Genomic DNA, 24,105 nt, shown 5'->3' with positions numbered 1-24,105 from the left:
CTGGATCACACAACCCAACCTTGCTGCGGCGGACACCGGCTGGTACCAACCCGGCCCTGAGTTGAAAGGCGATCATGGCTGAGAAACCGAAAAAACCGCAGAAACTGCGCGCCCGGCTGCCGCGGGGCCTCGCCGATCGTGGCCCTGCCGAAATCGCGGCGACGCGCGCGATGGTGGAGAAGATCCGCGAGGTGTACGAACGCTACGGCTTCGAGCCGGTGGAGACCCCGGCGTTCGAATACACCGACGCGCTCGGCAAGTTCCTGCCCGATCAGGACCGTCCCAACGAGGGCGTGTTCTCGCTGCAGGACGACGACGAGCAGTGGATCAGCCTGCGCTACGATCTCACCGCACCGCTGGCGCGCTACGTCGCCGAAAACTTCGATCAGCTCCCGAAGCCGTATCGCAGCTACCGGTTCGGCTGGGTATTCCGCAACGAGAAGCCCGGCCCCGGCCGCTTCCGGCAGTTCATGCAGTTCGACGCCGACACCGTCGGCGCGCCGACCGCCGCGGCCGACGCTGAGATGTGCATGATGGCCGCCGACACCATGGAGGCGCTCGGCATCCCGCGCGGCAGCTACGTGGTGAAGGTGAACAACCGCAAGGTGCTGGATGGCATCCGCGAAGCGCAAGGCATCGACAGCGACGCGCAGTGGCTCACGGTGATGCGCGCGATCGACAAGGCCGACAAGTTTCCGATTCGGGACATCATCCAGTTACTTGGCCCCGGTCGTTGGGATGGCGGCGAGGAAGGCAAAGGCGACTTCACCAAAGGCGCCGGCCTGAACGACACGCAGATCCAGGCCATCATCAGCTTCATCGGCGACAAGGATGCCGGTGCCAGCATGCAGGGCGCGGATAATCAGGCGACGGTCGCGAACATGCGAGCGCGCGTCGAAGGATCGAAGACCGGCGGCGACGGCGTCGCCGAACTCGCAACGATTGCCGAACTGGCGGAAGCCGGCGGCTATGGCGATTGCATCCGCATCGATCCATCCGTCGTCCGCGGCCTCGAGTACTACACCGGCCCGGTGTACGAGGTCGAACTCTTGCTCGATACCAAGGACGACAAGGGCCGCCCGGTGCGGTTCGGCTCGGTCGGCGGCGGCGGGCGCTATGACGGCCTGGTGTCGCGCTTCCGCGGCGAGCCGGTGCCGGCGACCGGGTTCTCGATCGGCGTGTCGCGGCTGCAGGCGGCGCTGACGCTGATCGGCCAGCTCGGCAACAAGCCGCAGGCCGGCCCCGTTGTCGTCACCGTGTTCGGCGGCGAGATCGCGGGCTACCAGAAGATGGTCGCCACCTTGCGCAAAGCCGGCATCCGGGCGGAATTGTACTTGGGCAATCCCAAGCACTCGCTCGGCCAGCAGATGAAATACGCCGACAAGCGCAACTCGCCCTGCGCCATCATCCAGGGCTCGGACGAGAAGCAGCAGGGCATCGTGCAGATCAAGGACCTGATCCTGGGCGCCGAACTGGCGTCGCTGGAGAAGGACCGCGACGAGTATTTGAAGAAGCAGGCCGAAGCGCAGTTCTCCTGCAAGGAAGATGAAATGGTCGCCAAGGTGCAGGAGCTGCTGCAGCGCCGCCGGGTGGCGTGGGGATAGTCGTCATTCCGGGGCGCCGTCAGGCGCGAACCCGGAAATCCCGCAGTTCAGGGCACCATGAGAGTCCGGGTTCGCTCACGGCGTGAGCGCCCCGGAATGACAACAACAAAGACCAAGCAAAAAGGGGAGAAACCACCGATGCCCGAGATCACCGTCAACATGGCCGCGGGCCGCACCGACGAGCAGAAGGCCGGGATGATGCGCGACATCACCCAGGCGCTGGTGACGCATCTCGGCGTCGCCGCCGAAGACGTGGTGATTCAGATCAACGAAGCCCCGCTCACCAACAAGATGAAGGGCGGCATGACCTTCGTCGAGCGCAAGGCAGCGCAGGGCAAGTAGATCATCCTGTCCCATCCGTCGTCATTCCGGGGCGCGCGCAGCGCGAGCACGGAATCCATAACCACTGTGCTGATTGATGTGACGCCGGGTTGCCACCCCCCTGCTGATCGATGACACTGAGTGTATGGATTCCGGGCTCGCGCTGCTTCGCTGCGCGCCCCGGAATGACGAACGTTGAGGCATCGCCAAAAAGCACGAAGAGGCCCCATGGACGCACGCGACTTCATCACCGTCGGCATGAGCGCCGAGCGGCTGACCACGGTGACGCAGGACATCACCGTGCAGCACTTCGTGCCGTCTATGCCGGCGGTGTTCGCCACCCCGATGATGATCCTGGTGATGGAAATGACCTCGGGCGACGCGATCGCGCCGAAGCTGCCCTCAGGCTGGGTGACGGTCGGCAGCGAAGTCGACATCCGCCATTTGGCGCCGGCCTTCGTCGGCCAGACGGTGCGAACCACGGCGGTGGTGAGCGCGGTGGAGCGCCGCGTGATCCGGTTCGACGTCGCCTCGTTCCTCGGCGACCGCAAGGTCGGCGACGGCCGCCACGCCCGCGGCCTGGTTGACGTTGCGCTGTTCACCAAGCGCTTCGCCGAAGGCTGAGCCTTCGCCCTGCTGCAAAAAACAAACGCGCCCCTCGATGAGGAGCGCGTTCTAAAGCTGTGCGGAAGACAAAAGGTCGGCCGGCTTACGCCGCGACGTGATCCGGGAACACCGCCTCGATCTTGGTCTTCAGCGTCGCCGCATTGAACGGCTTGACGATGTAGTTGTTGACGCCTGCCTTCTTGGCCGCAATCACGTTCTCGGTCTTCGACTCCGCGGTGATCATGATGAACGGGGTCTGCGACAGGTTCGGATCGGCGCGCACTTCCTTCAGCAGGTCGTAGCCGGTCATCGGCTCCATGTTCCAGTCGGAAATCACCAGGCCGTACTTCTTGGTGCGCATCTTGGCGAGCGCTGCCGAGCCGTCGCTGGCGTCATCGATATTCTCAAAACCAAGCTGCTTGAGAAGATTACGAATGATCCGGATCATGGTGCTATAGTCGTCCACCACCAGAACCGACATCGACAAATCAACCGCCATCTTCAACTCCCCAAGGCGCCGCAGGGTGGCTCGACCACCGCCCGACCGGCCGGCTAACGCAGGTTCTCTTGAAAGTCCTGGCGTACAACCGCCGGTCTTTCGCAAAGCAAGAACTAGCATCGGGGGTTAAACAGCGCGTTAATCGGGGCTCTGCGGCCAAATCGCCCAGCGCGGCCAAACTAATTGAAAAATCGCTGGATTTGGAACTGGCGCCGGCCTCGTAGTCGTACGGGGCTGGCGCCCGGATCGCCAAACCATGGCGGCGCAGGCCGCGCCCTGCTAGGGGACGGGCCATGAATTATCGCCACGCTTTCCACGCCGGAAATTTCGCCGACGTCATCAAACACCTCGTGCTGGTCCGCATCCTGACGTACCTGCACGACAAACCGGCCGCCTTCAGGGTGGTCGATACCCACGCCGGTGCCGGCCTGTACGACCTGACCAGCGAGGAGGCCCGCCGGGGCGGCGAATGGGCGACCGGGATCGCCCGGGTGCTGCAGGCGCGGTTTTCCGACGAGGCCTACGCGCTGATCGCGCCCTATCTCGATATCGTCCGGGCGTTCAACCCGCAGCGCGACATGACCGCCTACCCAGGCTCGCCGCTGATCGCCCGCGCCCTGCTCCGCCCCCAGGACAGCCTGGTGGCCTGCGAGCTCGAGCCGGTGGCGCGCAAGCAGCTGATCGCGGCGCTGCGCCACGATCCGCAGGGCCGGGTGGTGGATCTCGACGGCTGGACCGGACTCACCGCTTACGTGCCGCCGAAGGAGCGGCGCGGGCTGGTGCTGATCGACCCGCCGTTCGAGCGCAAGGACGAGTTCGAGCAGATGGCCGCCAAGTTCGCCGCCGCCCACGCCAAGTGGCCGACCGGCGTGTATCTGCTGTGGTACCCGGTCAAGAACCGCCGCGCCACCGAGGCGCTGGCCGCTGCGGTGGCCGAGACTGCCGCCGCGGGCGGCGAAGGCAAATGCCTGCGGCTGGAGTTCAGCGTCGCCCCACAACAGTCGGACGGGCCGCTGACATCGACCGGGCTGCTGATCGTCAATCCGCCCTGGACGCTGGCCGATGAACTGAGAACCGTTCTCCCCGAGCTGGAGCGTCCGCTCGGCCTCGGTGGGGTCGGTCGTTACCGCCTCGAATTCCCGAAGTCCTGATTACTCATTCGCTGACCCCAACAGCTTGCGAAAAGTCACAACTCGACCGTAGGCAATCCGCTAAATTCCGTATTATGCTAGTTTCATTGGACTGGCTTTACGTTCCGCTTCCGCGAATGGGGGCGGCGGAGTGACAAGGCCTCAAAGCGTATTTTGATTGGACCCGCAGTCAGTAGCAGGTCCCGCTCTTGGCCAAGCTATCCGGCAGCGAAATGCCAGGTCGCACCGATGCGCCGGCGCGCGTCGGAAAGCATGCTGGGAGGAGTTTCCGGAATGGCAATGACGGGAACGGTGAAGTTCTTCAACGGCGAGCGCGGCTACGGCTTCATCAAGCCTGATGACGGTGGCCGCGATGTGTTCGTACACATTACCGCAGTCGAACGGGCCGGCTTGAAAGACTTGACCGAGGGACAGCGTATTTCATTCGAAGTGGAGCCTGACAAGAAGGGCAAAGGCCCCAAGGCGGTCAACTTGGTGATCTCGCCGTAATCGGCTCGGAAAGCTGCAGCGTCGCGGCGGCGCTGCACGGGTTGGGACGGGGCGCGACGACGTTGGCGCGTGCCATTAGGTAGCGCGCAGTGAGTTCGGGCATGGGCGACGCGGGCATCACGCGGGCGCTCCTTCCGAAGCTATGGCGGTTCGCTTGCAGGCCGCTTGCACCGTTTTGCAAAGCGTGGCCTCGCAACAGCCTCCTTGCGCAAACCACATCACGCGACGCTTGAGCGGCAGAGCCTGCCGGCCCGCGTACTGCCTAGTGATAAATCGGCGCTGCGACCACGGGCGGTCACCGACAAAGAAAATCCCGGCCGGAAAACCGGCCGGGAGTGATGATCCAAGTTTCTTGGTCTCGAAGGCTGCTTCGCGAACCTTGTTCGCAAAGATCTTGATCGCGACGATCAGGCGCGACTTAGAAGTGATAGTTGATGCCGGCGCGGACCAACCCGGCGTTGTAGCCATTCGGCATGCCGGTGATGAAGAAGTTGCTGGTCGACAGGCTCATATACAGATACTCGACCTTGGCGCTCAGCTTCGGAGCGAAGGCGAACTCGGCGCCAGCGCCGACCGTCCAGCCCGCAGAGCTGTGGCTTTCCGAGGCGAACACGTTCTGGCCCTTGAGTTGGCCGAACGCCAGACCGCCGGTGGCGTAGATCAGCACGTCGTTCATCGCGTAGCCGATGCGGCCGCGGCCGGTGCCGAACCATGGGTTCGAGAACTTGTACTGCGCGAAGGTGTCGTCGGCGGTCGAGAACTGAATGTCGCCCTCGAGACCGAACACGATGTTGCCGGACTGCCAATTGTAGCCGCCCTGCACGCCGCCGGAGAAGCCCGACGGCTTGGTGATGTTGTTGGTGACGTTGCCCCAGGAGTAGCCGAGGTTGCCGCCGAGATAGGGGCCGGCCCAACTGAAGGCGTTGAGCGGCTGATTGACCGTATAGGGCGCGTTCGACCGGTAGTAACCCATGTCGGCCGCCTGAGCCGTCGACACGCTTGCGGCGATCACGGCCGCCGCTGCCAGTGTAACTTTACGCATCTTACTCTCCTCGACGACCCGCCCGCGCCAGCGGCGGCACGGCCTGCGTCCAGTCATCGGCCTCCCGCGGCCGATGGGAAAATGTCCCGAATGGTTACGGCTTTCCTCTCTTTTCCCGTCGAATTTATCGAGAGTTTTAAGTTAAACGGTTCTTAACCCGCGGACCGATCCGGCGCGCATTGTTAACAAAATCTTACTTCCCGGCCTTCGCGGCAACACCATGGCAAGACAGCGGAATTTCGCGCGGGCTCGGTTCCGCCGCAGCCCTGCGCTGGCAACCGCGGAAGCGAGCGCATAGGTTGGGGCCGCCATGATTCATGATCCCGCCGAGCCGCCTGCGGCCGCGGCCGAACCACCGCTCGACACGGCCTCCCCTGACGGCGCTGCGCCCGTCGCGGACACGCGCCCGGCTGCGGGCAACCAGGACATCGACGCGGCGACCGCCTCGCTTGCGGTCGAGGAGGACGACGAGGCGCGGCTGCCGGAGGTGGAGGACGAGCCGGAAGCTGAGCCGGCGCAGGCCGGTGCCGGGCCGATGGCGGTGGGCCGGTCGGCGATCGCGCGCGCGGTGCGGCTCGCCCCGACCTCACCTGGCGTCTACCGGATGCTGAACGCCGAGCGCGACGTGCTCTACGTCGGCAAGGCCAAGAACGTGAAGAAGCGGCTGGCGTCCTACGCCCGCCCCACAGGCCAGGTGCTGCGGATCGCCCGGATGATCGCGCTCACCGTCGAGGTCGAGGTGATCTCCACCACGACCGAGACTGAGGCGCTGCTGCTCGAAGCCAACCTGATCAAGCAGCTCCGGCCGCGCTTCAACGTCCAGCTCCGTGACGACAAGTCGTTTCCCTACATCCTGATCACCGGCGACCATTGGGCGCCGCAGATCCTCAAGCATCGCGGCGCGCAGAGCCGCCCCGGACGGTATTTCGGTCCGTTCGCCTCGGCCGGTGCGGTGAACCGCACCATCACGGCGCTGCAGCGCGCGTTCCTGGTGCGGTCCTGCACCGACTCGTTCTTCGAGAGCCGAACCCGCCCCTGCCTGCTCTATCAAATCCGGCGGTGCGCCGGCCCGTGCACCGGTGAGGTCGACTTCCCCGGCTACAGCGAGCTGGTGCGCGAGGCGACCGACTTCCTGTCCGGTCGCAGCCGGGCGGTGAAGGAGCTGCTGGCGGCCGAGATGGAGAAAGCGTCGGGCGAGCTCGAATTCGAGACCGCGGCGCTGTACCGCGACCGTCTCGCCGCGCTGTCGGCGATCCAGTCCCAGCAGGGCATCAATCCACGCACCGTCGAAGAGGCCGACGTGTTCGCCATCCATCAGGACGGCGGCTACTCGTGCGTCGAAGTGTTCTTCTTCCGCACCGGCCAGAACTGGGGCAACCGCGCCTACTTCCCGCGCGCCGAGAAGTCGTTCACACCGGCCGAAGTGCTCGGCGCCTTCGTGGCGCAGTTCTATGACGACAAGCCGCCGCCGAAGCTGATCCTGTTGTCGCATGAGATCGAGGAGGCCGAGCTGCTCGCCGACGCGCTGTGCGTCAAGGCCGGCCACAAGGTCGAGATCACGTTGCCCAAGCGCGGCGAGAAGAAGGAACTGGTCGCCCACGCCCAGACCAACGCGCGCGAAGCGCTCGGCCGCAAGCTCGCCGACACCGCCACCCAGGCCCGGCTGCTGGAAAACCTCGCCACCACGCTCGGCCTGCCGAAGACGCCGCAGCGGATCGAGGTGTACGACAACAGCCACATCCAGGGCACCAACGCGGTCGGCGCGATGATCGTCGCCGGCCCGGATGGCTTCATCAAGAACCAGTACCGCAAATTCAACATTCGCTCCGAAGGCCTCACGCCGGGCGACGACTACGCGATGATGCGCGAGGTGCTGCAGCGGCGGTTCAAGCGGCTGGTGACCTCACAGGCCGAAGGCGACGGCGAAGCCGCCGCGAAGGCCAAGCCGAAGGATGACGATGTTCCGCAGTGGCCCGACCTCGTGATCATCGACGGCGGCCGCGGCCAGCTCAACGCCGCGCGCGAAGCATTGTCCGGCATCGGCTTGACCGACCAGGTCACCCTGCTCGGCGTCGCCAAGGGCCCGGACCGCGACGCCGGGCGCGAAACACTGTTCCTGCCGGACCGCGACGCGATCAAGCTCGAGCCGCGCGACCCTGTGCTGTATTTCATCCAGCGGCTGCGCGACGAGGCGCATCGTTTCGTGATCGGGTCGCATCGTACGCTGCGCAAGAAGGACATCCGCGAGGCCGGCCTGCAGGAGATCCCCGGCATCGGCCCGACGCGCAAGCGAGCGCTGCTGCTGCATTTCGGCACGTTGAAAGAAATCGAGCGGGCGTCGATCGCCGATCTCGGCAAAGTTCCAGGCATCAGCGCCGAGAGCGCCAAGCGAATCTTCGAGTTTTTCCATGCCTGTCCGGACTGACACACCGGCAGCCCCCGACCAAAGTCGGCGGCGCCGAAGGCGGCCGCGCCCAATGCGGATTTCACCTTTTCCTGATACGGAACGAGAGCACCCGGGTCGGAGGTTGACCTTCCGTCGCGGGCAGTATTGGTAAGTCACGATGAACAACGTCTCGACGAGAGCGCCGGTGCGGGGAACGAAGACGTCACTGACGCTTCCGAACATCCTCACCTATGCCCGCATCGCGGCGATCCCGGTGGTGGTCGGCTGCATCTTCGCTCAGTCCATCCTGGGTGGACCGCTGGCGCTGCGCTGGGTGGCCCTGGCGGTGTTCATCGCCGCTGCGATCACCGATTTCCTCGACGGCCATTTCGCCCGGATCTGGGATCAGCAGTCGGCATTCGGCCGGATGCTCGATCCGATCGCCGACAAGCTGCTGGTAGCATCCTGCCTACTGATGCTGGCGGCCGACAGCATCATCCATGGCTGGACGCTGTGGGCCGCGATCGTGATCCTGTGCCGCGAGATCCTGGTGTCGGGCCTGCGCGAATATCTCGCCGCGCTGCGCGTCAGCGTGCCGGTGACGCGGCTGGCGAAATGGAAGACCACCGCGCAGCTGGTCGCGATCGGCTTCCTGCTCGCGGGCGAAGCCGGCGACGAGGTCCTGCCCTTCACCACCGAGATCGGCGTATCGCTGCTGTGGCTGTCGGCGCTGCTGACGATGTACACCGGCTACGACTATTTCCGCGCCGGCATTCACCACCTGATCGAAGAGGATCAGGCATGAAGGTGAAGTATTTCGCCTGGGTGCGCGAGCGGATCGGCGTCGACGAAGAGACGGTCGAACCGCCGCCGGCGGTGACAACCGTCGCCGACCTGATTGGCTGGCTGGCGGCGCGCGGCGAAGGCTACGCGCTGGCGTTCGAAAAGCCGGGCGTGATCCGCGCCGCGATCGATCGCGCCCATGTCCGCGCCGAGACGCCGATTCATGGCGCACGCGAGGTCGCATTCTTCCCGCCGATGACCGGCGGTTGAGCCGGCGCACGCACGGGATGATCCGATGACCGTTCCGGTGACCATCCGCATTCAGGAAGCCGATTTCGACGTCGCCGCCGAGACCGCCGCGATGACGCGCGGCCGTACCGATATCGGCGCGGTGGTGTCGTTCATGGGACTGTGCCGCGGCGTCGAAGGTGACGACACCGTCGCGGCGCTGACGCTCGAGCACTATCCCGGCATGGCCGAGGAGGAAATCCAGCGCCATGCCGATGAGGCGATCAAGCGCTGGCCGATCACCGCGCTGACGATCATCCACCGCGTCGGCCGTCTGGTGCCGGGCGACAACATCGTGCTGGTGCTGGCGGCCTCGGCGCATCGCCAGGCGGCGTTCGCGGCGGCGGAATTCCTGATGGACTATCTCAAGGCCAACGCGCCGTTCTGGAAGCGCGAGGAGCGCTCAGACGGCTCGCGCTGGGTCGAGGCGCACAGCCGCGACGACGCCGCGCTGGCGCGATGGAGCAAGGATTGATGGCGAAGAAAACAAAAGCGAAAGCCGCCAAGGCAGCTAGGCCGAAAGCTGCGAAGACGGCTGTCGCGAAGGCGAAACCCGCCAAGCGCGGCGTCGCCGCCAGGTCTGTGGCCGCCAAGCCGCCGAAGGTAGCGCCGGGCGAACTGGTCACGCTGCTCGATTTCGTCCGCTATGCGGTCAGCCGCTTCGCCGAAGCCGGGGTGGTGTTCGCCCACGGCACCACCGATCCGATCGCCGAAGCCGTGTTCCTGGTCGGCGAGGCGCTGCATCTGCATCCCGATCAGTTCGAGATGTTCGCCTCTGCCCGCGTCACCACCCGCGAAGCCGCCGCGATCCTCGGCCTGATCGAGCGCCGGATCGGCTCCCGGCTGCCGGCGGCGTACCTCGTCAACAAGATCTACATGCGCGGCGTGCCGTTCTACGTCGACGAGCGGGTGATCGTGCCGCGCTCCTATATCGGTGAGCTGCTGGACTCGCATTTCGACGGCGGCGACACCTCGCTGATCGATGCGCCCGAGGCGGTCGAGCGCGTGCTCGACCTCTGCACCGGTTCGGGCTGCCTTGCGATCCTCGCGGCCTACGCCTTCGCGAACGCGACGGTCGATGCCGTCGATCTGTCGAAGGATGCGCTCGCGGTCGCGACCCGCAATGTCGCCGAGCATCGGCTCGACGATCGCGTCAGCCTGTATCACGGCGACCTGTTCGGTCCGCTCGGCGACGAGCGCTACGATCTGATCATCACCAACCCGCCTTATGTCGATGCCGAAGGAATGGCGAGCCTGCCGGCCGAGTGCCGCGCGGAGCCGGCGATGGCGTTCGACGGCGGTGACGATGGCCTCACCATCATCCGCCGCATCCTCGCCGAGGCGAAAGATCACCTCAACCCGGACGGCGGCCTGCTGTGCGAAGTCGGCCGCTGCCGGCCGCAGATCGAAGACGAATTCCCGCAGCTCCCGCTGCTGTGGCTCGACAGCGAAGACTCCGAAGCCGAAGTGTTCTGGATCGCCGCGGCGGATTTGTAGTCGGCAGGTTCGACCCGCCCTATCCATCGTCATTCCGGGGCACGCGCTACGCGCGTGAGCCCGGAATCCATACCCCCAGGACTCGCAGTAGGGCCGAGCGTGGCGACGCTTGGTTTCACCAACAAACTCAGGGATTATGGATTCCGGGTTCGCGCTACGCGCGCCCCGGAATGACATGGAAAGGTTTTGCTCAATAAAAGCGGCTAACTACGCGCCTGTCCCGAACCGCAGGAACGTGAACTCAGTGTCGTCATAGGCACGGCGGTCGAGTTCGGTGTAGCCGACGGGGGCCGCAAAGCCGGCGTCCTTGGCTTCCTCGACGATCACCAGCGCGCCCGGCAGCAGCCAGCCGCCGTCACGCAGCGAAGCGAGCGAGGCCTCGGCAAGCTGTTTGCGATACGGCGGATCGAGAAACGCGACACCGAACGGCTCGACCGGATGCGCCGGCCCGAGATTGGCGGCATCGCGGCGATATACTTTGCTGACGCCGCCGAGCCCCAGCGTCTCGACATTGGCGCGCAGCAGCGCGCGAGCCTCGGCGCCATTGTCGACGAACAGCACGAACTTGGCGCCGCGCGACGACGCCTCGATGCCGAGCGCACCGGTGCCGGCAAACAGGTCGAGCACCCGGGCATCGAGAATCGGATTCTCGTAAGCGTGCATCAGGATGTTGAACACCGACTCGCGCAACCGGTCCGCCGTCGGCCGAATATCCCGCGACGACGGCGCCACCAGATTGCGCCCCCTGAGCCGCCCGCCGATCACGCGCATCGCAACTGTCTCCATCCGCTCCGATGTAAAAGGAAGCGATCGCCGCGATGGAAGCGCGCTCCCTCGCCCCGCTCTTGCGGGGAGAGGGGTGGGGTGAGGGGCGACGCCGGCACGGAGTCTCGGCCGTGCGGAGGCGCCCCCTCACCCGCCGCGCAAACACGCGTCGACCTCTCCCCGCACGCGGGGAGAGGTTCAGCCGTGCGCGCTGCAAGGCCAATCGCCATTACGGCCGCTGAGCTCACTCGTCGCGCGGCGCGAGGTCGCGTTTGCCGTGGTAGCGGCGGGCGGGGCCGCGCGACAGCGGGCGATCGCCGCCTTCGCTGGCGGTGCGTTCGACCTTGACCTTGCGGCCCTTGCGATCCTCGACCGCGCCGCGCTTGGTGATCGTCTTCTTCGGCGCGGGTGCAGCATCGGCCACGGCCCACTCCTCGGCGGACACGGCCTTGCCGGCGCGCGGCTTCGGCTTGGTCTCACTCGGCGATGGGCCGGCGAAGTCGCAACCGGCGAGCGCAATCACCTTCTCGCCGAGCTGGTCGCGCAGCACACGGGTCTTGACCTCGTCGACCTCGCCTTCACCGAGTTCGAGCAGTTGGAACGGGCCGTAGGAGACGCGGATCAGCCGGTTCACCTCGAGGCCGAGATGCGCCAGCACGTTGCGGACTTCGCGGTTCTTGCCCTCGCGAATCGCGAACACCAGCCAGACATTGGCGCCCTGGTCACGCTCCAGCTTGGCCTCGATCGGGCCGTACTGCACGCCGTCGACCTCGATGCCGTTCTGCAGTTCATCGAGCTGCGCCTGGGTGATTTCGCCATGCGCGCGGACGCGGTAGCGCCGCAGCCAGCCGGTCTCCGGCAGCTCGAGTGCGCGAGCGAGACCGCCGTCATTGGTGAGCAGCAGCAGGCCTTCAGTGTTGAAGTCGAGCCGGCCGATCGAGATCAGCCGCGGCAGCCCTTCGGGCAGATGGTCGAACACTGTCGGGCGACCTTCCGGATCGCTGTGCGTCGTCATCAGGCCGCGCGGCTTGTGATACAGGAACAGCCGCGTGCGCTCGCGCTCCGGCAACGGCTTGCCGTCGATGGTGATGACGTCGCTCGCTTTGACGTCGAGCGCCGGGCTGTCGATCACCTTGCCGTTGACGGTGACACGCCCTTCCGTGATCCACGCCTCGGCGTCGCGGCGCGAGCACAGCCCCGCGCGCGCCACCACCTTGGCGATGCGCTCGCCGGCCTTGTCGGATTTCGCCGGCGCCGCCGGCTTCCGCTTGGAAGCTGCCGGATCCTGCTTGCGGAACGCACCGCGGCCACCGAATGCCGGACGCTTGGCGAAGATCCGGCCGCCGTCCTCGTTGTCGCGGCGCGGGCGGTCGAAGCTGCGCTCATCGTCGCGGCTCGTGCGCGGACGATCGAAGCCGCGGCCCTCGTTCTTCGGATGCTCATGCCAGTCGCCATGCCTGGCAGCACGGTCGCGCTGCGGACGGTCCTCACGCGGACGGTCACTGCGCGGGCGGTCACTGCGCGGCCGATCCTCGCGCGGACGATCGAAGCTGCGCTCGCGGAACGGACGCTGCTCGCCGCGATCACCGTCGCGCGGCCGCGAGAATTTCGGCCGGTCACCGCTGCGTTCGGGGCGCTCGGAACGCTCGCCGCGATCGAACCGCGGCTTGTCGCCGCGGGGCTTGTCGAACCGGGGTTTGTCGCCTCGATCACGGTCGAAGCGCGGCTTGTCGTCGCGCGATTTGGAGAACCGCGGCTTGTCGAAGCCGCCCTTGTCGAACTTGCGATCGCCATCGCCTGCGGCACGCGCCGGCCGGTCCTCGCGGGCACGCCACGGCTTGTCGTCGCCGCGGTCGCGGCCCGGCTCGCCGTCGCGCTTGAAGGGGCGCTTCGGCCGATCCGCAAAATCGCGCTTGGGGCGATCACTGAAGTCGCGCTTCGGCCGGTCGCCGAAATCCCGCTTGGGACGGTCACCGAACTCCTTGCGCGGACCGCGCTCCGCACGATCGCCGAATTCCTTGCGAGGGCCGCGCTCGGGACGGTCGCCGCCGCTGCGCGCGGGCCGGTCGTCGCGGTTGAAACGCGGACGCGGCGCATCGCCGTCATCGCGGCGCGGCCGATCGGCGAAATCGCGGCGCGGTGCGGCGCCGTCACGCTTGGCGTAGGGCCGCTTGCCCTCGCCGCCGAACGAGCGCTTGGCGTCGCCGCCGAACGACTTCTTGGCGTAGGTCTTCTCGCCGCGGCCCTCACCGGCGCCTTCGCCGGCGCGCTTGGCGAATTTCTTCTCCGGCCCCCTGGCCGCGCCGGAGCGGCCCTTGCCGCCGAACGCCCCCTTGCCGCCCGCCGGGCCTTTGCCGCCGGCCGGACCTCTGCCGCCGAAACCGCCCTTACCGCCGGCGGGCCTGTCGCGGCGGCCCCGCGCAGAGTCGTTGTCTTTACGGGTGTCGCGGGGCATGACTGGTCTTTCTGTCGGAAACGGAATGGGGCACAGGCAGTCGGGAAAGGCTCGCAGGCCGCGCGCTCCGATCGAAACGCGCATGGTCACGCACAACAGCCATCCACTTTTGCTGAAGCCGGTCTCCTAGCAGAGTTTTCGGGGCGAGACGAGCCAAGAACGACGATGACGGCTTCCACTTTCATGGAATTGGCGCTGGCTGAGGCTGCCGCGGCGGCCGAAGCCGGCGAGGTGCCGATCGGCTGCGTGATCGTCCGCGACGGCGTGGTGATCGCCAAGGCCGGCAACCGCACCCTGACCGACCGCGATCCCACCGCCCACGCCGAGTTGCTGGCGATCCGGGAAGCCGCGGCGAAGCTCGGCAGCGAGCGGCTGGTCGATTGCGACCTCTACGTCACGCTGGAGCCGTGCACGATGTGCGCCGGTGCGATTTCGTTCGCCCGGATCCGGCGGCTGTATTTCGGCGCGTTCGATCCCAAGGGCGGCGCAGTGGAATCCGGCGTGCGGTTCTACGGCCAGCCGACCTGCCATCACGCGCCCGAAGTGTATTCCGCCGTCGGCGAGCGCGAGGCCGCAACCATGCTGCGGGAATTCTTCAAGGCGCGACGCTGAAGAACTTCACCAGCGCCTCGGCGATCTGGTCCGGCGCTTCCTCGGGCAGGAAATGCCCGGACTCGATCGGCGCGCCCTGCACGTCGGACGCCCACTTTCTCCAGACATCGAGCGGCGTCGCGGCCGACTGTGCGATGCCGGAGGCGCCCCACAGCGCCAGCATCGGCACCGGGATCTTGTTGCCGGCTTCGACATCGACCTTGTCGTGCTCGAAATCCGCATAGGCGCCGGCGCGGTAGTCCTCGCACATCACGTGGCGGCGCATCGGGTCGGCGAATGCAAGACGATAATGCTCGACGGCACGCGGATCGAACGCCGACAGGTCGCCTGCCCGCGTCCAGCTCGCCAGCTTGGCTTTGACGTAGAAATCAGGATCGCCGCCGAGCAGATTTTCCGGCAGCGGCGCCGGCTGCGCCAGGAAGCTCCAGTGATAGATCTTGAGCGCATAGGCGCGGTTCATCCGCTGCCAGTATTCGTAGGTTGGCAGGATATCGAGCACCGCGAGCTTCGACAGCCGGCCCGGCGAATCCAGCGCCAGCCGATAGCTGACGCGCGCACCGCGATCGTGGCCGGCGAGCGCAAAGTGCACGTGGCCGAGCTGCTCCATCGCCTCGATCAGTTGCTGGGCCATCGCCCGCTTGGTGTAGGGCGTGTGCTGCTCGTCGCTCTCCGGCATATCCGACCAGCCGTAGCCGGGCAGATCGGCGACGATCACCTTGAAGCGCTCGGCCAGCTTCGGCGCAACGCGGTGCCACATCACATGGGTCTGCGGAAAGCCGTGCAGCAACAATAGCGGCGGCCCGTCACCGCCGACGCGCGCGAAGATCCGGCCCGAAGAGGTGTTGATCCATTCCGAGCCGAAGCCCGGAAACAAGTCGGCGAGATCGGGCATGAGTGAAGCCTCGCGAGTGACTAACGATCATTTGAAGCACTCGTCATGCCCGGCCTTGTGCCGGGCATCCACGACTTACGACAGATGCCGCAAGTGAAGACGTGGATGGCCGGGACGAGCCCGGCCATGACGGATGCTGAGCGAACTTAGAACTTCAACGCAGCTACTTCCCTCGCCGTTCCCGCGCCACCGCCTGCCAGCCGATGTCGCGGCGGCAGAAGCCTTCGGGCCAGTTGATCACCCCGATCGCCTCGTAGGCGCGGCGCTGCGCTTCGGCGACGGTCTTGGCCGACGCCGTCACCGCCAGCACGCGGCCGCCATTGGCGAGGATCCAGTCGCCGGAGGCAATCGTGCCGGCGTGGAAGATCTGCACGCCGGCAATCGCGTCGGCGCGCTCCAGCCCGGCGATGCGCGTGCCCTTCTCGTAAGTCCCCGGATAGCCCTTGGCCGCCATCACCACGGTCAGCGCAGGCTCGTCGTGCCAGCGCAGGCTGAAATGATCGAGCTGGCCGTCCGCGCAAGCGAGCAGCGCCGGCACGATGTCGGACATCATCCGCATCATCAGCACCTGGCACTCCGGATCGCCGAAGCGGACGTTGTATTCGATCAGTTGCGGACCTTCGTCGGTGATCATCAGCCCGGCGAACAGCACGCCCTTGAACGGCGCGCCCATCGCCTTCATCGCCTTCAGCGTCGGATAGATGATCCGCTGCATCGCCTGCTGGCAGATCGCATCGGTCATCACCGGCGCCGGCGAATACGCACCCATGCCGCCGGTGTTTGGCCCCTTGTCGCCGTCATACGCGCGCTTGTGGTCCTGCGCGCTGGCGAGCGGCAGTGCATGCTCGCCGTCGCACAACACGAAGAACGACGCCTCTTCGCCGACCAGAAAATCCTCGACCACCACTTCGACGCCGGCACTGCCGAGGCCGCCGCCGAACATCATGTCGACCGCGGCTTCGGCCTCGGCCACCGTCATCGCCACCACCACGCCCTTGCCGGCGGCCAGGCCGTCGGCCTTGATCACGATCGGCGCGCCCTGGGCACGGATGTAGGTCTTGGCCTGGTTGGGATCTCCGAACCGCTCGTAAGCCGCGGTCGGGATGTCGTGCGCCTTGCACAGATCCTTGGTGAAGCCCTTCGAGCTTTCGAGCTGCGACGCCTTCCGGCTCGGCCCGAACGCCTTGATGCCGGCCGCGGCCAGATCGTCGACAATGCCGGCGGCGAGCGGCGCCTCCGGCCCGACCACGACAAGGTCGACCGCATTGGCCTTGCAGAACTCGACCACGGCCTGGTGGTTGCCGATGTCGAGCGCCACGCAGGTCGCCTCGCGGGCGATCCCGGCATTGCCCGGCGCGCACCACAGCTTGGTGACCAGCGGCGAGGCCGCGATCTTCCAGGCCAGTGCGTGTTCGCGCCCGCCGGAGCCGAGGAGAAGGATGTTCATGAAAGCCTGACCGTGCGCCCTGTGGATGGTCCGCGAGGTGTAACACGCGGCACGCGCCCGGCAACGCGCGCCGGCGCGGATGTGGATATGTCCGGACGCTCGGAGCCGAAGTCGCCGTCCGCCCGGCTGCGGCACGATCCGGCCGCACCGGCGCGGCAGACTGGACGTCCCCGCGGGTTGGCGTCCGCGGCGAAAGCCCCTACCTTCCGCCGCATCCCGAAACCCCGATCGAATCGCATGGCCCGACTGCAAACGCCCCAAGCCCTCGCCAATGTCGGCGAATTCACCGTCTCCGAGCTGTCGCAGGCGCTGAAGCGGACGGTCGAGGACACCTATGGGCATGTCCGGGTGCGCGGCGAGATTACCGGATTCCGCGGGCCGCATTCGTCCGGTCACTGCTATTTTGCGCTCAAGGACGAGGGCGCCAAGATCGAGGCGGTGATCTGGAAGGGCGTCGCCGGCCGGATGCGGTTCAAGCCGCAGGAAGGCCTGGAAGTCATCGCCACTGGCAAGCTGACCACCTACCCCGGCTCGTCGAAATATCAGATCGTGATCGAGGCGCTCGAACCGGCCGGCGTCGGCGCGCTGATGGCGCTGATGGAAGAGCGCAAGAAGAAGCTCGCCGCTGAGGGCCTGTTCGACGAGGCGCGCAAACAGCTGTTGCCGTGGCTGCCGGAGGTGATCGGCGTCGTCACATCTCCCACCGGGGCGGTGATCCGCGACATCCTGCACCGGCTGGAAGACCGCTTCCCGCGCCGCGTGCTGGTGTGGCCGGTGCGGGTGCAGGGCGAAGGCTCGGCCGAGCAGATTGCCGCCGCGATCCACGGTTTCAACGCGCTGCCCGAAGACGGCCCGATCCCGCGTCCCGACCTGCTGATCGTCGCGCGCGGCGGCGGCTCCCTCGAAGATCTGTGGTCGTTCAACGAAGAGATTGTGGTCCGCGCTGCCGCCGACAGCATGATCCCGCTGATCTCGGCGGTCGGCCATGAGACCGACGTCACCCTGATCGATTTCGCATCCGACAAGCGGGCGCCGACCCCGACGGCGGCGGCCGAAATGGCGGTGCCGGTGCGGGCCGAACTGTTCGTCGAAGTCGGCGGGCTGGCGCGGCGGATACTGTCGAGCTGGCAGCGCGGCCAGGATTTCCGCCGCAACGAGCTGCGCGCCGCCGCCCGCGCCCTGCCGGGTGCGTCCGACCTGCTCGCGATTCCACGACAGCGGCTCGACGGCGCGTCCGCCGCCCTGCCCCGTGCCCTGCGCGCCAGTACGAACGCCCATCACCGCCGTTTCGCTGCGGCAGCGGCGGGCATGACGCTCAAGGTGCTGCGGGCGCAGGTGGCGCACAGCGCCCACCGGCTCGACAGCGCGGGCACGCAATTGCAACGCTGCGCCCGCGCCACGCTACGGCATCGCCGGGAGCGGTTCGAGGGGCTGGCGGTGCGGCTGCAGGCCTCGAAACTGGCCAATCAGCAGGCGCAGCGGATGCGGATCGCCCGCGAGCAGGAGCGGCTGCAGCGTCTCGCCGAGCGGGCGCGGCGGGCGCTGATCACCCTGCTGGAACGCCGGCAGGCGCGAGTCGACGCCACCGGCAAGCTCCTCACCGCATTATCATACCGAGGAGTGCTGGCGCGCGGGTTCGCGCTGGTGCGGGACGCCGATGGCCGCTCGGTGCACGCCGCCGCGTCTGTCGCCGCAGGCGCCCGGCTCAGCGTCGAATTTGCCGACGGCCGGGTTGCTGTTACCGCCGACGGCGGCAGCGGATCGCCGGCCGAGGCTGCCAAACCGGCGCCAGCACCGGCAAAGCCGGCCAAGCGGCCGACAAGTCCCGCCGACCAGGGGTCACTATTCTAGATCCGGACGACCATTGGACCGCGGGGAAAACGACTCCGCCATGACAGGACGGCGGTTTGCAATGCGGCGCTTCCGTTCTATCTGTCAGGGTGTATCGACCCGCAGCGTTGCGTCGTTCCGCAACCTGCGGTTTTCCAGGAGATCGGCCGTGCTGAATAAATTTGGCTTCTCGGGTTCTGGCGAAGCCCAGGTGCAATATCTCGATGGCGACTTCCGCGTGATCTCGCCCGGCACCTATGTGCGCTGCGCCGTCACCGGGGTGCAGATCCCGCTCGACGAGCTGAAATATTGGAGCGTCGATCTCAAGGAACCGTACGCGACGCCCGAAGCCGTGCTGAAGCGGCACTATCCCGACGCGTTTCAGCCCAAGAGCTGAGACCGCGTCTCAGCGCCGCCCGGCAAGCTTCGCGGCGCGCGCGCCGTTGAGCCGGTCGAGCAGGAACAGCCGCAGCTTGGCCTCGTCGCCGAACGCCAGCGTCACGGCAAACGGTACGATCTCCACCCCAAGCGCCTGCTGCGCGCCGCCGATCCGCGCCAGATCTTTTTCGGTCGTGACCAAGGTCAGTCCATCGCGCTTGGCCGCAGCGGCGAGCTCGGCCAGTTCCTCCGCCGTGAACGGGTGGTGATCGGCGAACGCGCGTTGCTCGACCACTTCGACGCCGCTGTCCCGAAGTGTCGCGACGAACCGCGCCGGATCGCCAATGCCGGCGAACGCCAGCACCCGCCGCCCGCGAAGTGCCTCGACAGACGCCGGCTCCGGCACCAGTCGGGCTCGCAGCACCACGCCGCCCTTCGTCGTAATTTGCTGCGCGAGGCCGTCCGCAGCGGTGCCGTCGCCGACCACGACCAGCGCATCGGTGCGCGCGACCTGCAACGGCAGCGGCGCGCGCAGCGGCCCGGCCGGAAACACGCTGCCATTGCCGATGCTGCGGTGACTGTCGACCACGATCAGCGACGCGTCCTTGGTCAAGGCGGGATTCTGGAATCCGTCATCCATCAGGATCACGGTGGCGCCAAGCGCACAGGCCAGTGCCGCGCCGTCGGTGCGGTCGCGCGCCACCACCACCGGTACGCGGCGTGCCATCATCAGTGGCTCGTCGCCGATGTCGGCGGCGCTGTGTCGCGAGGGATCGACCTGGACCGGTCCCTGCAGCCGTCCGCCATAGCCGCGGCTCAGTACGACAGGGGTTTCGCCGAATTCGCGTAGCAACGCTACCAGCGCGAGCGTCGTCGGCGTCTTGCCGGCACCGCCCATGTGATAGTTGCCGACGCACAGCACCGGCACGCCGATCGTCGTCCCGGCCTTCTGCATCCGCGCCGCGGCGATGTTGCCGTAGATCGCGGCGATCGGCAGCAGCAGGCGCGACACCAGGGAAGGAGGCCGGTGCCAGAAGCCCGGCTCACGCATTCGCGGCGCCCTGTTCGATCTGCAATTGCAGCAGATAGGGCTCGAGCGCCGCGATGGTGCGGTCGAGCGCGCCGCCGAGGCGGTCGACCACGTTGGTGGCCGCGGTGATCGAGATCTGCCGCGCGTCGTGGTTCGACAGCAGCGACGAGACCCGCAGCACCAGCGCGTCGACGTCGGACACGGCGAATGCACCGCCTTCATCGTCGAGCGCGCGATAGACTTCGGTGAAATTGGAGACGTGCGGGCCATGCACGATCGCGGCGCCAAGCTTCACCGCCTCGATCGGATTCTGGCCACCGTGCTCGACCAGCGAGCCACCCATGAACACGATCGGCGCCAGCCGATAGAACAGCCCGAGTTCGCCCATGGTGTCGGCGACGTAGATCGCGGTCGCGGCCATCGGCTGCTGCTCGCGCGAGCGCAGCGCCACCGGCAGGCCGGCGGCTTCGACAAGACCGGCGACCTGCTCGCCACGATGCGGATGCCGCGGCACGATCACCGTCAGCAGCGTCGGGAAGCTCGCGGACAGCCGGCGATGCGCTTCCACCAGCAATTCTTCCTCACCCGGATGAGTCGAGGCGGCGACGATCACCGGGCGGCCGCGAGTGACCGCGAGCAGCCGCTCCAGCCGGCCCGGATCGGCCGGCGGCGGCGCGACATCCATCTTCAGATTGCCGGTGGTGATCACGCTCGGGCTGCCGAGCGCGCTGAAACGTTCGGCATCGACGCGAGACTGCGCCAGACAAATATCGAACCGGCCGAGCAGCGCGCCGATGGTTGCGGACGCACGCTGCCAGCGCGGGAACGAGCGCTGCGACATCCGGCCGTTGATCAGCACCATCGGCACCCGCCGCGCCGAGGCGGCCAGGATCAGGTTCGGCCACAGATCGGATTCAATGAACAACGCCAGGCTCGGACGCCAGTGATCGAGGAAGCGATCAACGAAGCGCGGCGCGTCGTAGGGAATGAACTGGTGGATGATGTCCGGCGGAAACCGGCTGGCCACCACCTGGGCCGAAGTCAGCGTGCCGGAGGTGAGCAGGATGCGCAGGTTGAGCGCGCGCAACCGTGCGATCAGTCCGGCCGCAGCCAGCACTTCGCCGACGCTGGCACCGTGGATCCACACCACCGGTCCACGCGGTCGCGCATCGTTGCTGAGACCGCGACGCTCGCCGACCCGGGCTGGATCTTCCTTGCCCTGCTTCAGCCGCCGACCGATCCACAGCGACGCCAGCGGCGCCGCGGCAGCGGTCAACTTGCGATAGACGCGGAGCGTCATCGGCACCGGATCCACCATCAACGGCCCCGTCTGTCACCGCGAAGGTGACGCGCATCATCGCTCGGCAGCATCGTCAGTCCCGCGCGATCAGTGCTGCGCGGACCGGGCTTCTTTTTCTGGATCGAGCAAGCGATGCAGATGAACGATGAAGTACCGCATGTGCGCATTATCGACCGTCTGATGCGCCCGGGCCTTCCACGCCGCGTAGGCCGTTGCGTAGTTCGGGTACACCCCGACGATGTCGACCTTTTCGAGATCGCGAAAGGTCACGTTCTCGAGGTCCTCCAATTCTCCCCCGATTACGAGGTGGAGCAATTGCTGCGCATTGTCCGACATCAAACTTCCTCATTGCGGCGAACAGGCATGCGCGCGCTCAGCCTCGCGGAGAAACGCGGAAATGCTCGACGATGTGAGCATGACGTTCGCGCCCCGCAGCCACCAGCACGCCATGTGTGACCTCGGGACGGTTGTAGACGATGTCCTCGCCCGCGAGAGTTGTCATTGTACCATCCGCTTCGTGCACGATCAAATCGGCCGCGGCAAGGTCCCAATCGCGGCTCTGCCCTCCGGCGAATGCAACGTCGACCTGACGATCAGCGACGCGGCACAACCGTAGGGCCAGAGAGCCGATCCGCGGCAGGATGTGGGCGGTCGACGGCAGCGCCAGCCGTTCGATCAGCGGCTTCGGCCCGGCGACCTTTGCGCCTTCCAGCGTCGTGCCGACGCTGGCGTGCAGCGACGCGCCGTTGAGCGACGCACCCGCACCACGCGTGGCAAAGAAGAACTCACCAGATACCGGCGCAAACACCGCGGCCAGCATCGGCTTGGCATTCGCGATCAGCGCGACCGAAACGCACCAATCCTCCCGGCCGGCCAGATAGGCGCGGGTGCCGTCGATCGGATCGACGATCCACACCCAATCCTTGTCGAGCCTGACGAGATCGTCGGCGCTTTCCTCAGACAGCCAGCCATAGTGCGGTGTGGCGTCCTGCAGGCGGCGCCGAATCAATTCGTCGACGGCAATGTCGGCTTCCGAAACCGGCGACGATGCACCCTTGGTCCAGGTCCGCAGTTCGGTTCGGAACATCGACAGCGCCAGTGCGCCAGCCTCACGCACGGTGTCGGCAAGCAGCGCTGCATCGCTATCGGATGTCTCGATGTGTCGCGTATCTGGATTAGCGTCCGGCAATCGTCAGCCCCTCGATCCGCAGCGTCGGCGCATTGACGCCGTAGCGGAAGGTCAGGTCGCTGGCCGGCGTCAGCGTCTTGTACATGTCGATCAGGTGTCCGGCGATGGTGACTTCGCTGACCGCGTAGGTGCGCTGGCCGTTTTCGATCCAGAACCCGGCGGCGCCGCGGCTGTAGTCGCCGGTGACGCCGTTGACGCCGGAGCCGATCAGATCGGTGACGTAGAAGCCCTGCTTGATGTCGGCTATCAGCTCGGCCGGGCTGAGCGGTCCGGCTTCGAGATGCAGATTGTACGGCCCCGGCGACGGCGACGACGACACGCCGCGATGCGCGTGGCCGGTGGTGGTGAGGCCGAGTTCGCGCGCGGTGGCGCAATCCAGCAGCCACGACGTCAGCACGCCATCGTCGACGATCGAGAGTGGCTTGACCGCAACGCCCTCGGCGTCGAACGCCTGCGAACGCAAGCCGCGCTTGCGCAGCGGATCATCGACGATGCGGATGCCATCCTTGAACAGCTTCTGGCCGAGACGATCCTTCAGGAACGAAGTCTTGCGCGCGATCGACGCGCCATTCGCTGCACCGACCAGATGCCCGACCAGCGAGCCCGCAACGCGCGGATCGAACACCACCGGCACCTTGCAGGTCTCGACCTTGCGCGGCCCGACGCGGGCCGCGGTGCGCTCGCCGGCGACCCGCCCGACTTCCTCGGGCGACATCAGGTCGGAGGCGTGCGGCGCCGTCGTATATTCATAGTCCCGCTCCATGCCGGTGCCCTCGCCCGCAATCGCGGTCATCGAGATGCTATGGCTGGAGCGCAGAAACGAGCCTTGGAAACCGGTCGACGTCACCAGCACCATGCCGCCTATCCCCGACGACGCCGAGGCGCCGCCTGACTTGTTGATTCCAGGAACTGCGAGCGCTGCGGCCTCCGCGGCGCGGGCGCGCCGCTCCAACTCGGCGGTCGAGGGCGTGTTCGGATCGAGCAGATCGAGCTCAGGAAAATCGTGCGCCAGCAGTTCAGGATCGGCGAGGCCGACATACTTGTCGTCCGGCGCGACGCGGGCCATCGCCACCGCGCGCTCGGCAAGCTTGGTGACCGCGTCGCCGCTGATGTCGTTGGTCGAGACCACCGCCTGGCGTCGGCCGACGATCACCCGGAGGCCAACGTCGTCGCCCTCCGAGCGCTCGGACTCCTGCATCCGCCCATCGCGCACTTCGACACCGTGAGACACCCCACGCACCGCCACAGCGTCGGCCTGATCGGCACCAGCGCGCCGCGCCGCCTCAACCAGCCGCTGTGCAAGATCGCTCAGCGCCGACTGATCGAACAAAGCGGAATCCACAGAGGGCGAAGACAAAGAGCGTGCGCTTGGTGAAGAGTTCACAAATACAATTCCTAAGGCTGGAAGTAACGAAGCGGAGGCAGCGAATGCGCGCGGTGGACATCACAGATGTGCCTGTTCGGCGCGGACTTCAAGCACTTTGCACCAGGCTGGAACAATCATTTGCGAGCCCCAGCGCAAGATTGCGTCAATCATGCTG

Annotated in this window: 24 protein-coding genes; 13 read left to right on the top strand and 11 right to left on the bottom strand. The window is 66.7% G+C overall.

Going from position 1 to position 24,105, the window contains the following annotated elements; genetic code table 11:
* Nucleotides 1-74: 74 nt before the first annotated feature.
* The 3 genes from hisS to HZF03_RS05945 all read left to right on the top strand — a co-directional run bounded on the left by hisS (nucleotide 75) and on the right by HZF03_RS05945 (nucleotide 2,549).
* Entirely contained in the window at nucleotides 75-1,604 is a 1,530-nt protein-coding gene (hisS, locus tag HZF03_RS05955) for a histidine--tRNA ligase (RefSeq protein ID WP_119019850.1), read from the top strand.
* A 138-nt stretch (nucleotides 1,605-1,742) separates the two neighbouring features.
* Nucleotides 1,743-1,946, top strand: coding sequence for a tautomerase family protein (locus HZF03_RS05950; protein WP_119019849.1), 204 nt, complete (start codon nucleotides 1,743-1,745; stop codon nucleotides 1,944-1,946).
* A 207-nt stretch (nucleotides 1,947-2,153) separates the two neighbouring features.
* Complete coding sequence (locus tag HZF03_RS05945; RefSeq protein ID WP_119019848.1) at nucleotides 2,154-2,549, top strand: thioesterase family protein; 396 nt, start codon at nucleotides 2,154-2,156, stop codon at nucleotides 2,547-2,549.
* Between the two features lie 85 nt (nucleotides 2,550-2,634).
* Here HZF03_RS05945 and HZF03_RS05940 read toward each other — a convergent pair whose 3' ends face one another.
* Nucleotides 2,635-3,030 (bottom strand): response regulator, encoded by a 396-nt coding sequence (locus HZF03_RS05940; protein WP_011156739.1) that lies wholly within the window; start codon nucleotides 3,028-3,030, stop codon nucleotides 2,635-2,637.
* A 293-nt stretch (nucleotides 3,031-3,323) separates the two neighbouring features.
* On the opposite strand from HZF03_RS05940, the gene HZF03_RS05935 reads away from it, so the two are divergent.
* Nucleotides 3,324-4,181, top strand: a complete 858-nt coding sequence (locus HZF03_RS05935; RefSeq protein WP_012494874.1) for a 23S rRNA (adenine(2030)-N(6))-methyltransferase RlmJ — start codon at nucleotides 3,324-3,326, stop codon at nucleotides 4,179-4,181.
* Between the two features lie 273 nt (nucleotides 4,182-4,454).
* Nucleotides 4,455-4,670: a cold-shock protein gene (locus HZF03_RS05930; protein ID WP_012494873.1), complete on the top strand. Its 216-nt coding sequence runs from the start codon at nucleotides 4,455-4,457 to the stop codon at nucleotides 4,668-4,670.
* A gap of 418 nt (nucleotides 4,671-5,088) precedes the next feature.
* Here HZF03_RS05930 and HZF03_RS05925 read toward each other — a convergent pair whose 3' ends face one another.
* Nucleotides 5,089-5,712 (bottom strand): outer membrane protein, encoded by a 624-nt coding sequence (locus tag HZF03_RS05925; protein ID WP_012494872.1) that lies wholly within the window; start codon nucleotides 5,710-5,712, stop codon nucleotides 5,089-5,091.
* Between the two features lie 310 nt (nucleotides 5,713-6,022).
* Here HZF03_RS05925 and uvrC point away from each other — a divergent pair, with 310 nt between their 5' ends.
* The 5 genes from uvrC to prmB all read left to right on the top strand — a co-directional run bounded on the left by uvrC (nucleotide 6,023) and on the right by prmB (nucleotide 10,666).
* Complete coding sequence (gene uvrC / locus HZF03_RS05920; RefSeq protein WP_119019847.1) at nucleotides 6,023-8,137, top strand: excinuclease ABC subunit UvrC; 2,115 nt, start codon at nucleotides 6,023-6,025, stop codon at nucleotides 8,135-8,137.
* Between the two features lie 139 nt (nucleotides 8,138-8,276).
* Nucleotides 8,277-8,903, top strand: coding sequence for a CDP-diacylglycerol--glycerol-3-phosphate 3-phosphatidyltransferase (pgsA, locus tag HZF03_RS05915; protein ID WP_011156734.1), 627 nt, complete (start codon nucleotides 8,277-8,279; stop codon nucleotides 8,901-8,903).
* Nucleotides 8,900-9,151, top strand: a complete 252-nt coding sequence (moaD, locus tag HZF03_RS05910) for a molybdopterin converting factor subunit 1 (RefSeq protein ID WP_119019846.1) — start codon at nucleotides 8,900-8,902, stop codon at nucleotides 9,149-9,151. Before pgsA ends, moaD begins: the two co-directional genes overlap by 4 nt.
* Before the next feature lie 25 nt (nucleotides 9,152-9,176).
* Nucleotides 9,177-9,644 (top strand): molybdenum cofactor biosynthesis protein MoaE, encoded by a 468-nt coding sequence (locus HZF03_RS05905; RefSeq protein WP_119019845.1) that lies wholly within the window; start codon nucleotides 9,177-9,179, stop codon nucleotides 9,642-9,644.
* Nucleotides 9,644-10,666 carry a 50S ribosomal protein L3 N(5)-glutamine methyltransferase gene (gene prmB / locus HZF03_RS05900; RefSeq protein WP_119019844.1) on the top strand — a complete coding sequence of 341 codons (1,023 nt, stop codon included), beginning with the start codon at nucleotides 9,644-9,646 and terminating at the stop codon, nucleotides 10,664-10,666. Before HZF03_RS05905 ends, prmB begins: the two co-directional genes overlap by 1 nt.
* A 207-nt stretch (nucleotides 10,667-10,873) precedes the next feature.
* Here prmB and rsmD read toward each other — a convergent pair whose 3' ends face one another.
* Together rsmD and HZF03_RS05890 are read right to left on the bottom strand one after the other, a co-directional pair.
* Entirely contained in the window at nucleotides 10,874-11,437 is a 564-nt protein-coding gene (gene rsmD, locus HZF03_RS05895; protein ID WP_119019853.1) for a 16S rRNA (guanine(966)-N(2))-methyltransferase RsmD, read from the bottom strand.
* A 238-nt stretch (nucleotides 11,438-11,675) separates the two neighbouring features.
* Nucleotides 11,676-13,886 (bottom strand): pseudouridine synthase, encoded by a 2,211-nt coding sequence (locus HZF03_RS05890; protein WP_119019983.1) that lies wholly within the window; start codon nucleotides 13,884-13,886, stop codon nucleotides 11,676-11,678.
* A 165-nt stretch (nucleotides 13,887-14,051) separates the two neighbouring features.
* Here HZF03_RS05890 and HZF03_RS05885 point away from each other — a divergent pair, with 165 nt between their 5' ends.
* Nucleotides 14,052-14,498 carry a nucleoside deaminase gene (locus HZF03_RS05885; protein WP_011156728.1) on the top strand — a complete coding sequence of 149 codons (447 nt, stop codon included), beginning with the start codon at nucleotides 14,052-14,054 and terminating at the stop codon, nucleotides 14,496-14,498.
* On the opposite strand, the gene HZF03_RS05880 is transcribed toward HZF03_RS05885, so the two are convergent.
* Both HZF03_RS05880 and purD read right to left on the bottom strand, forming a co-directional pair.
* Nucleotides 14,482-15,390: an alpha/beta fold hydrolase gene (locus HZF03_RS05880; protein WP_119019982.1), complete on the bottom strand. Its 909-nt coding sequence runs from the start codon at nucleotides 15,388-15,390 to the stop codon at nucleotides 14,482-14,484. The genes HZF03_RS05885 and HZF03_RS05880 overlap by 17 nt on opposite strands.
* 163 nt (nucleotides 15,391-15,553) lie before the next feature.
* Entirely contained in the window at nucleotides 15,554-16,837 is a 1,284-nt protein-coding gene (purD, locus tag HZF03_RS05875; protein ID WP_119019981.1) for a phosphoribosylamine--glycine ligase, read from the bottom strand.
* Between the two features lie 237 nt (nucleotides 16,838-17,074).
* Here purD and xseA point away from each other — a divergent pair, with 237 nt between their 5' ends.
* Nucleotides 17,075-18,688: an exodeoxyribonuclease VII large subunit gene (xseA, locus tag HZF03_RS05870; RefSeq protein ID WP_119019980.1), complete on the top strand. Its 1,614-nt coding sequence runs from the start codon at nucleotides 17,075-17,077 to the stop codon at nucleotides 18,686-18,688.
* A 148-nt stretch (nucleotides 18,689-18,836) separates the two neighbouring features.
* Nucleotides 18,837-19,064, top strand: a complete 228-nt coding sequence (locus tag HZF03_RS05865; RefSeq protein WP_012494864.1) for a DUF2093 domain-containing protein — start codon at nucleotides 18,837-18,839, stop codon at nucleotides 19,062-19,064.
* Between the two features lie 9 nt (nucleotides 19,065-19,073).
* Here HZF03_RS05865 and lpxK read toward each other — a convergent pair whose 3' ends face one another.
* The 5 genes from lpxK to HZF03_RS05840 form a co-directional block, all read right to left on the bottom strand.
* The gene (gene lpxK, locus HZF03_RS05860; RefSeq protein WP_119019979.1) at nucleotides 19,074-20,096 is read right to left on the bottom strand and encodes a tetraacyldisaccharide 4'-kinase; all 1,023 of its coding nucleotides are present in this window, start codon (nucleotides 20,094-20,096) and stop codon (nucleotides 19,074-19,076) included.
* Nucleotides 20,089-21,393 (bottom strand): 3-deoxy-D-manno-octulosonic acid transferase, encoded by a 1,305-nt coding sequence (locus tag HZF03_RS05855; RefSeq protein ID WP_041809542.1) that lies wholly within the window; start codon nucleotides 21,391-21,393, stop codon nucleotides 20,089-20,091. Before HZF03_RS05855 ends, lpxK begins: the two co-directional genes overlap by 8 nt.
* A 69-nt stretch (nucleotides 21,394-21,462) precedes the next feature.
* Complete coding sequence (locus HZF03_RS05850) at nucleotides 21,463-21,711, bottom strand: DUF4170 domain-containing protein (protein WP_011156721.1); 249 nt, start codon at nucleotides 21,709-21,711, stop codon at nucleotides 21,463-21,465.
* Between the two features lie 37 nt (nucleotides 21,712-21,748).
* On the bottom strand, nucleotides 21,749-22,564 hold the full coding sequence (locus HZF03_RS05845; protein WP_012494861.1) for a 3'(2'),5'-bisphosphate nucleotidase CysQ: 816 nt from the start codon (nucleotides 22,562-22,564) through the stop codon (nucleotides 21,749-21,751).
* Nucleotides 22,551-23,948, bottom strand: a complete 1,398-nt coding sequence (locus HZF03_RS05840) for a TldD/PmbA family protein (protein WP_011156719.1) — start codon at nucleotides 23,946-23,948, stop codon at nucleotides 22,551-22,553. Before HZF03_RS05840 ends, HZF03_RS05845 begins: the two co-directional genes overlap by 14 nt.
* Between the last annotated feature and the right edge of the window lie 157 nt (nucleotides 23,949-24,105).

The organism is Rhodopseudomonas palustris (assembly GCF_013415845.1).
GTDB classification, from domain to species: Bacteria; Pseudomonadota; Alphaproteobacteria; order Rhizobiales; family Xanthobacteraceae; genus Rhodopseudomonas; species Rhodopseudomonas palustris_F.
This window is presented reverse-complemented; position numbering and strand designations above follow the sequence as displayed.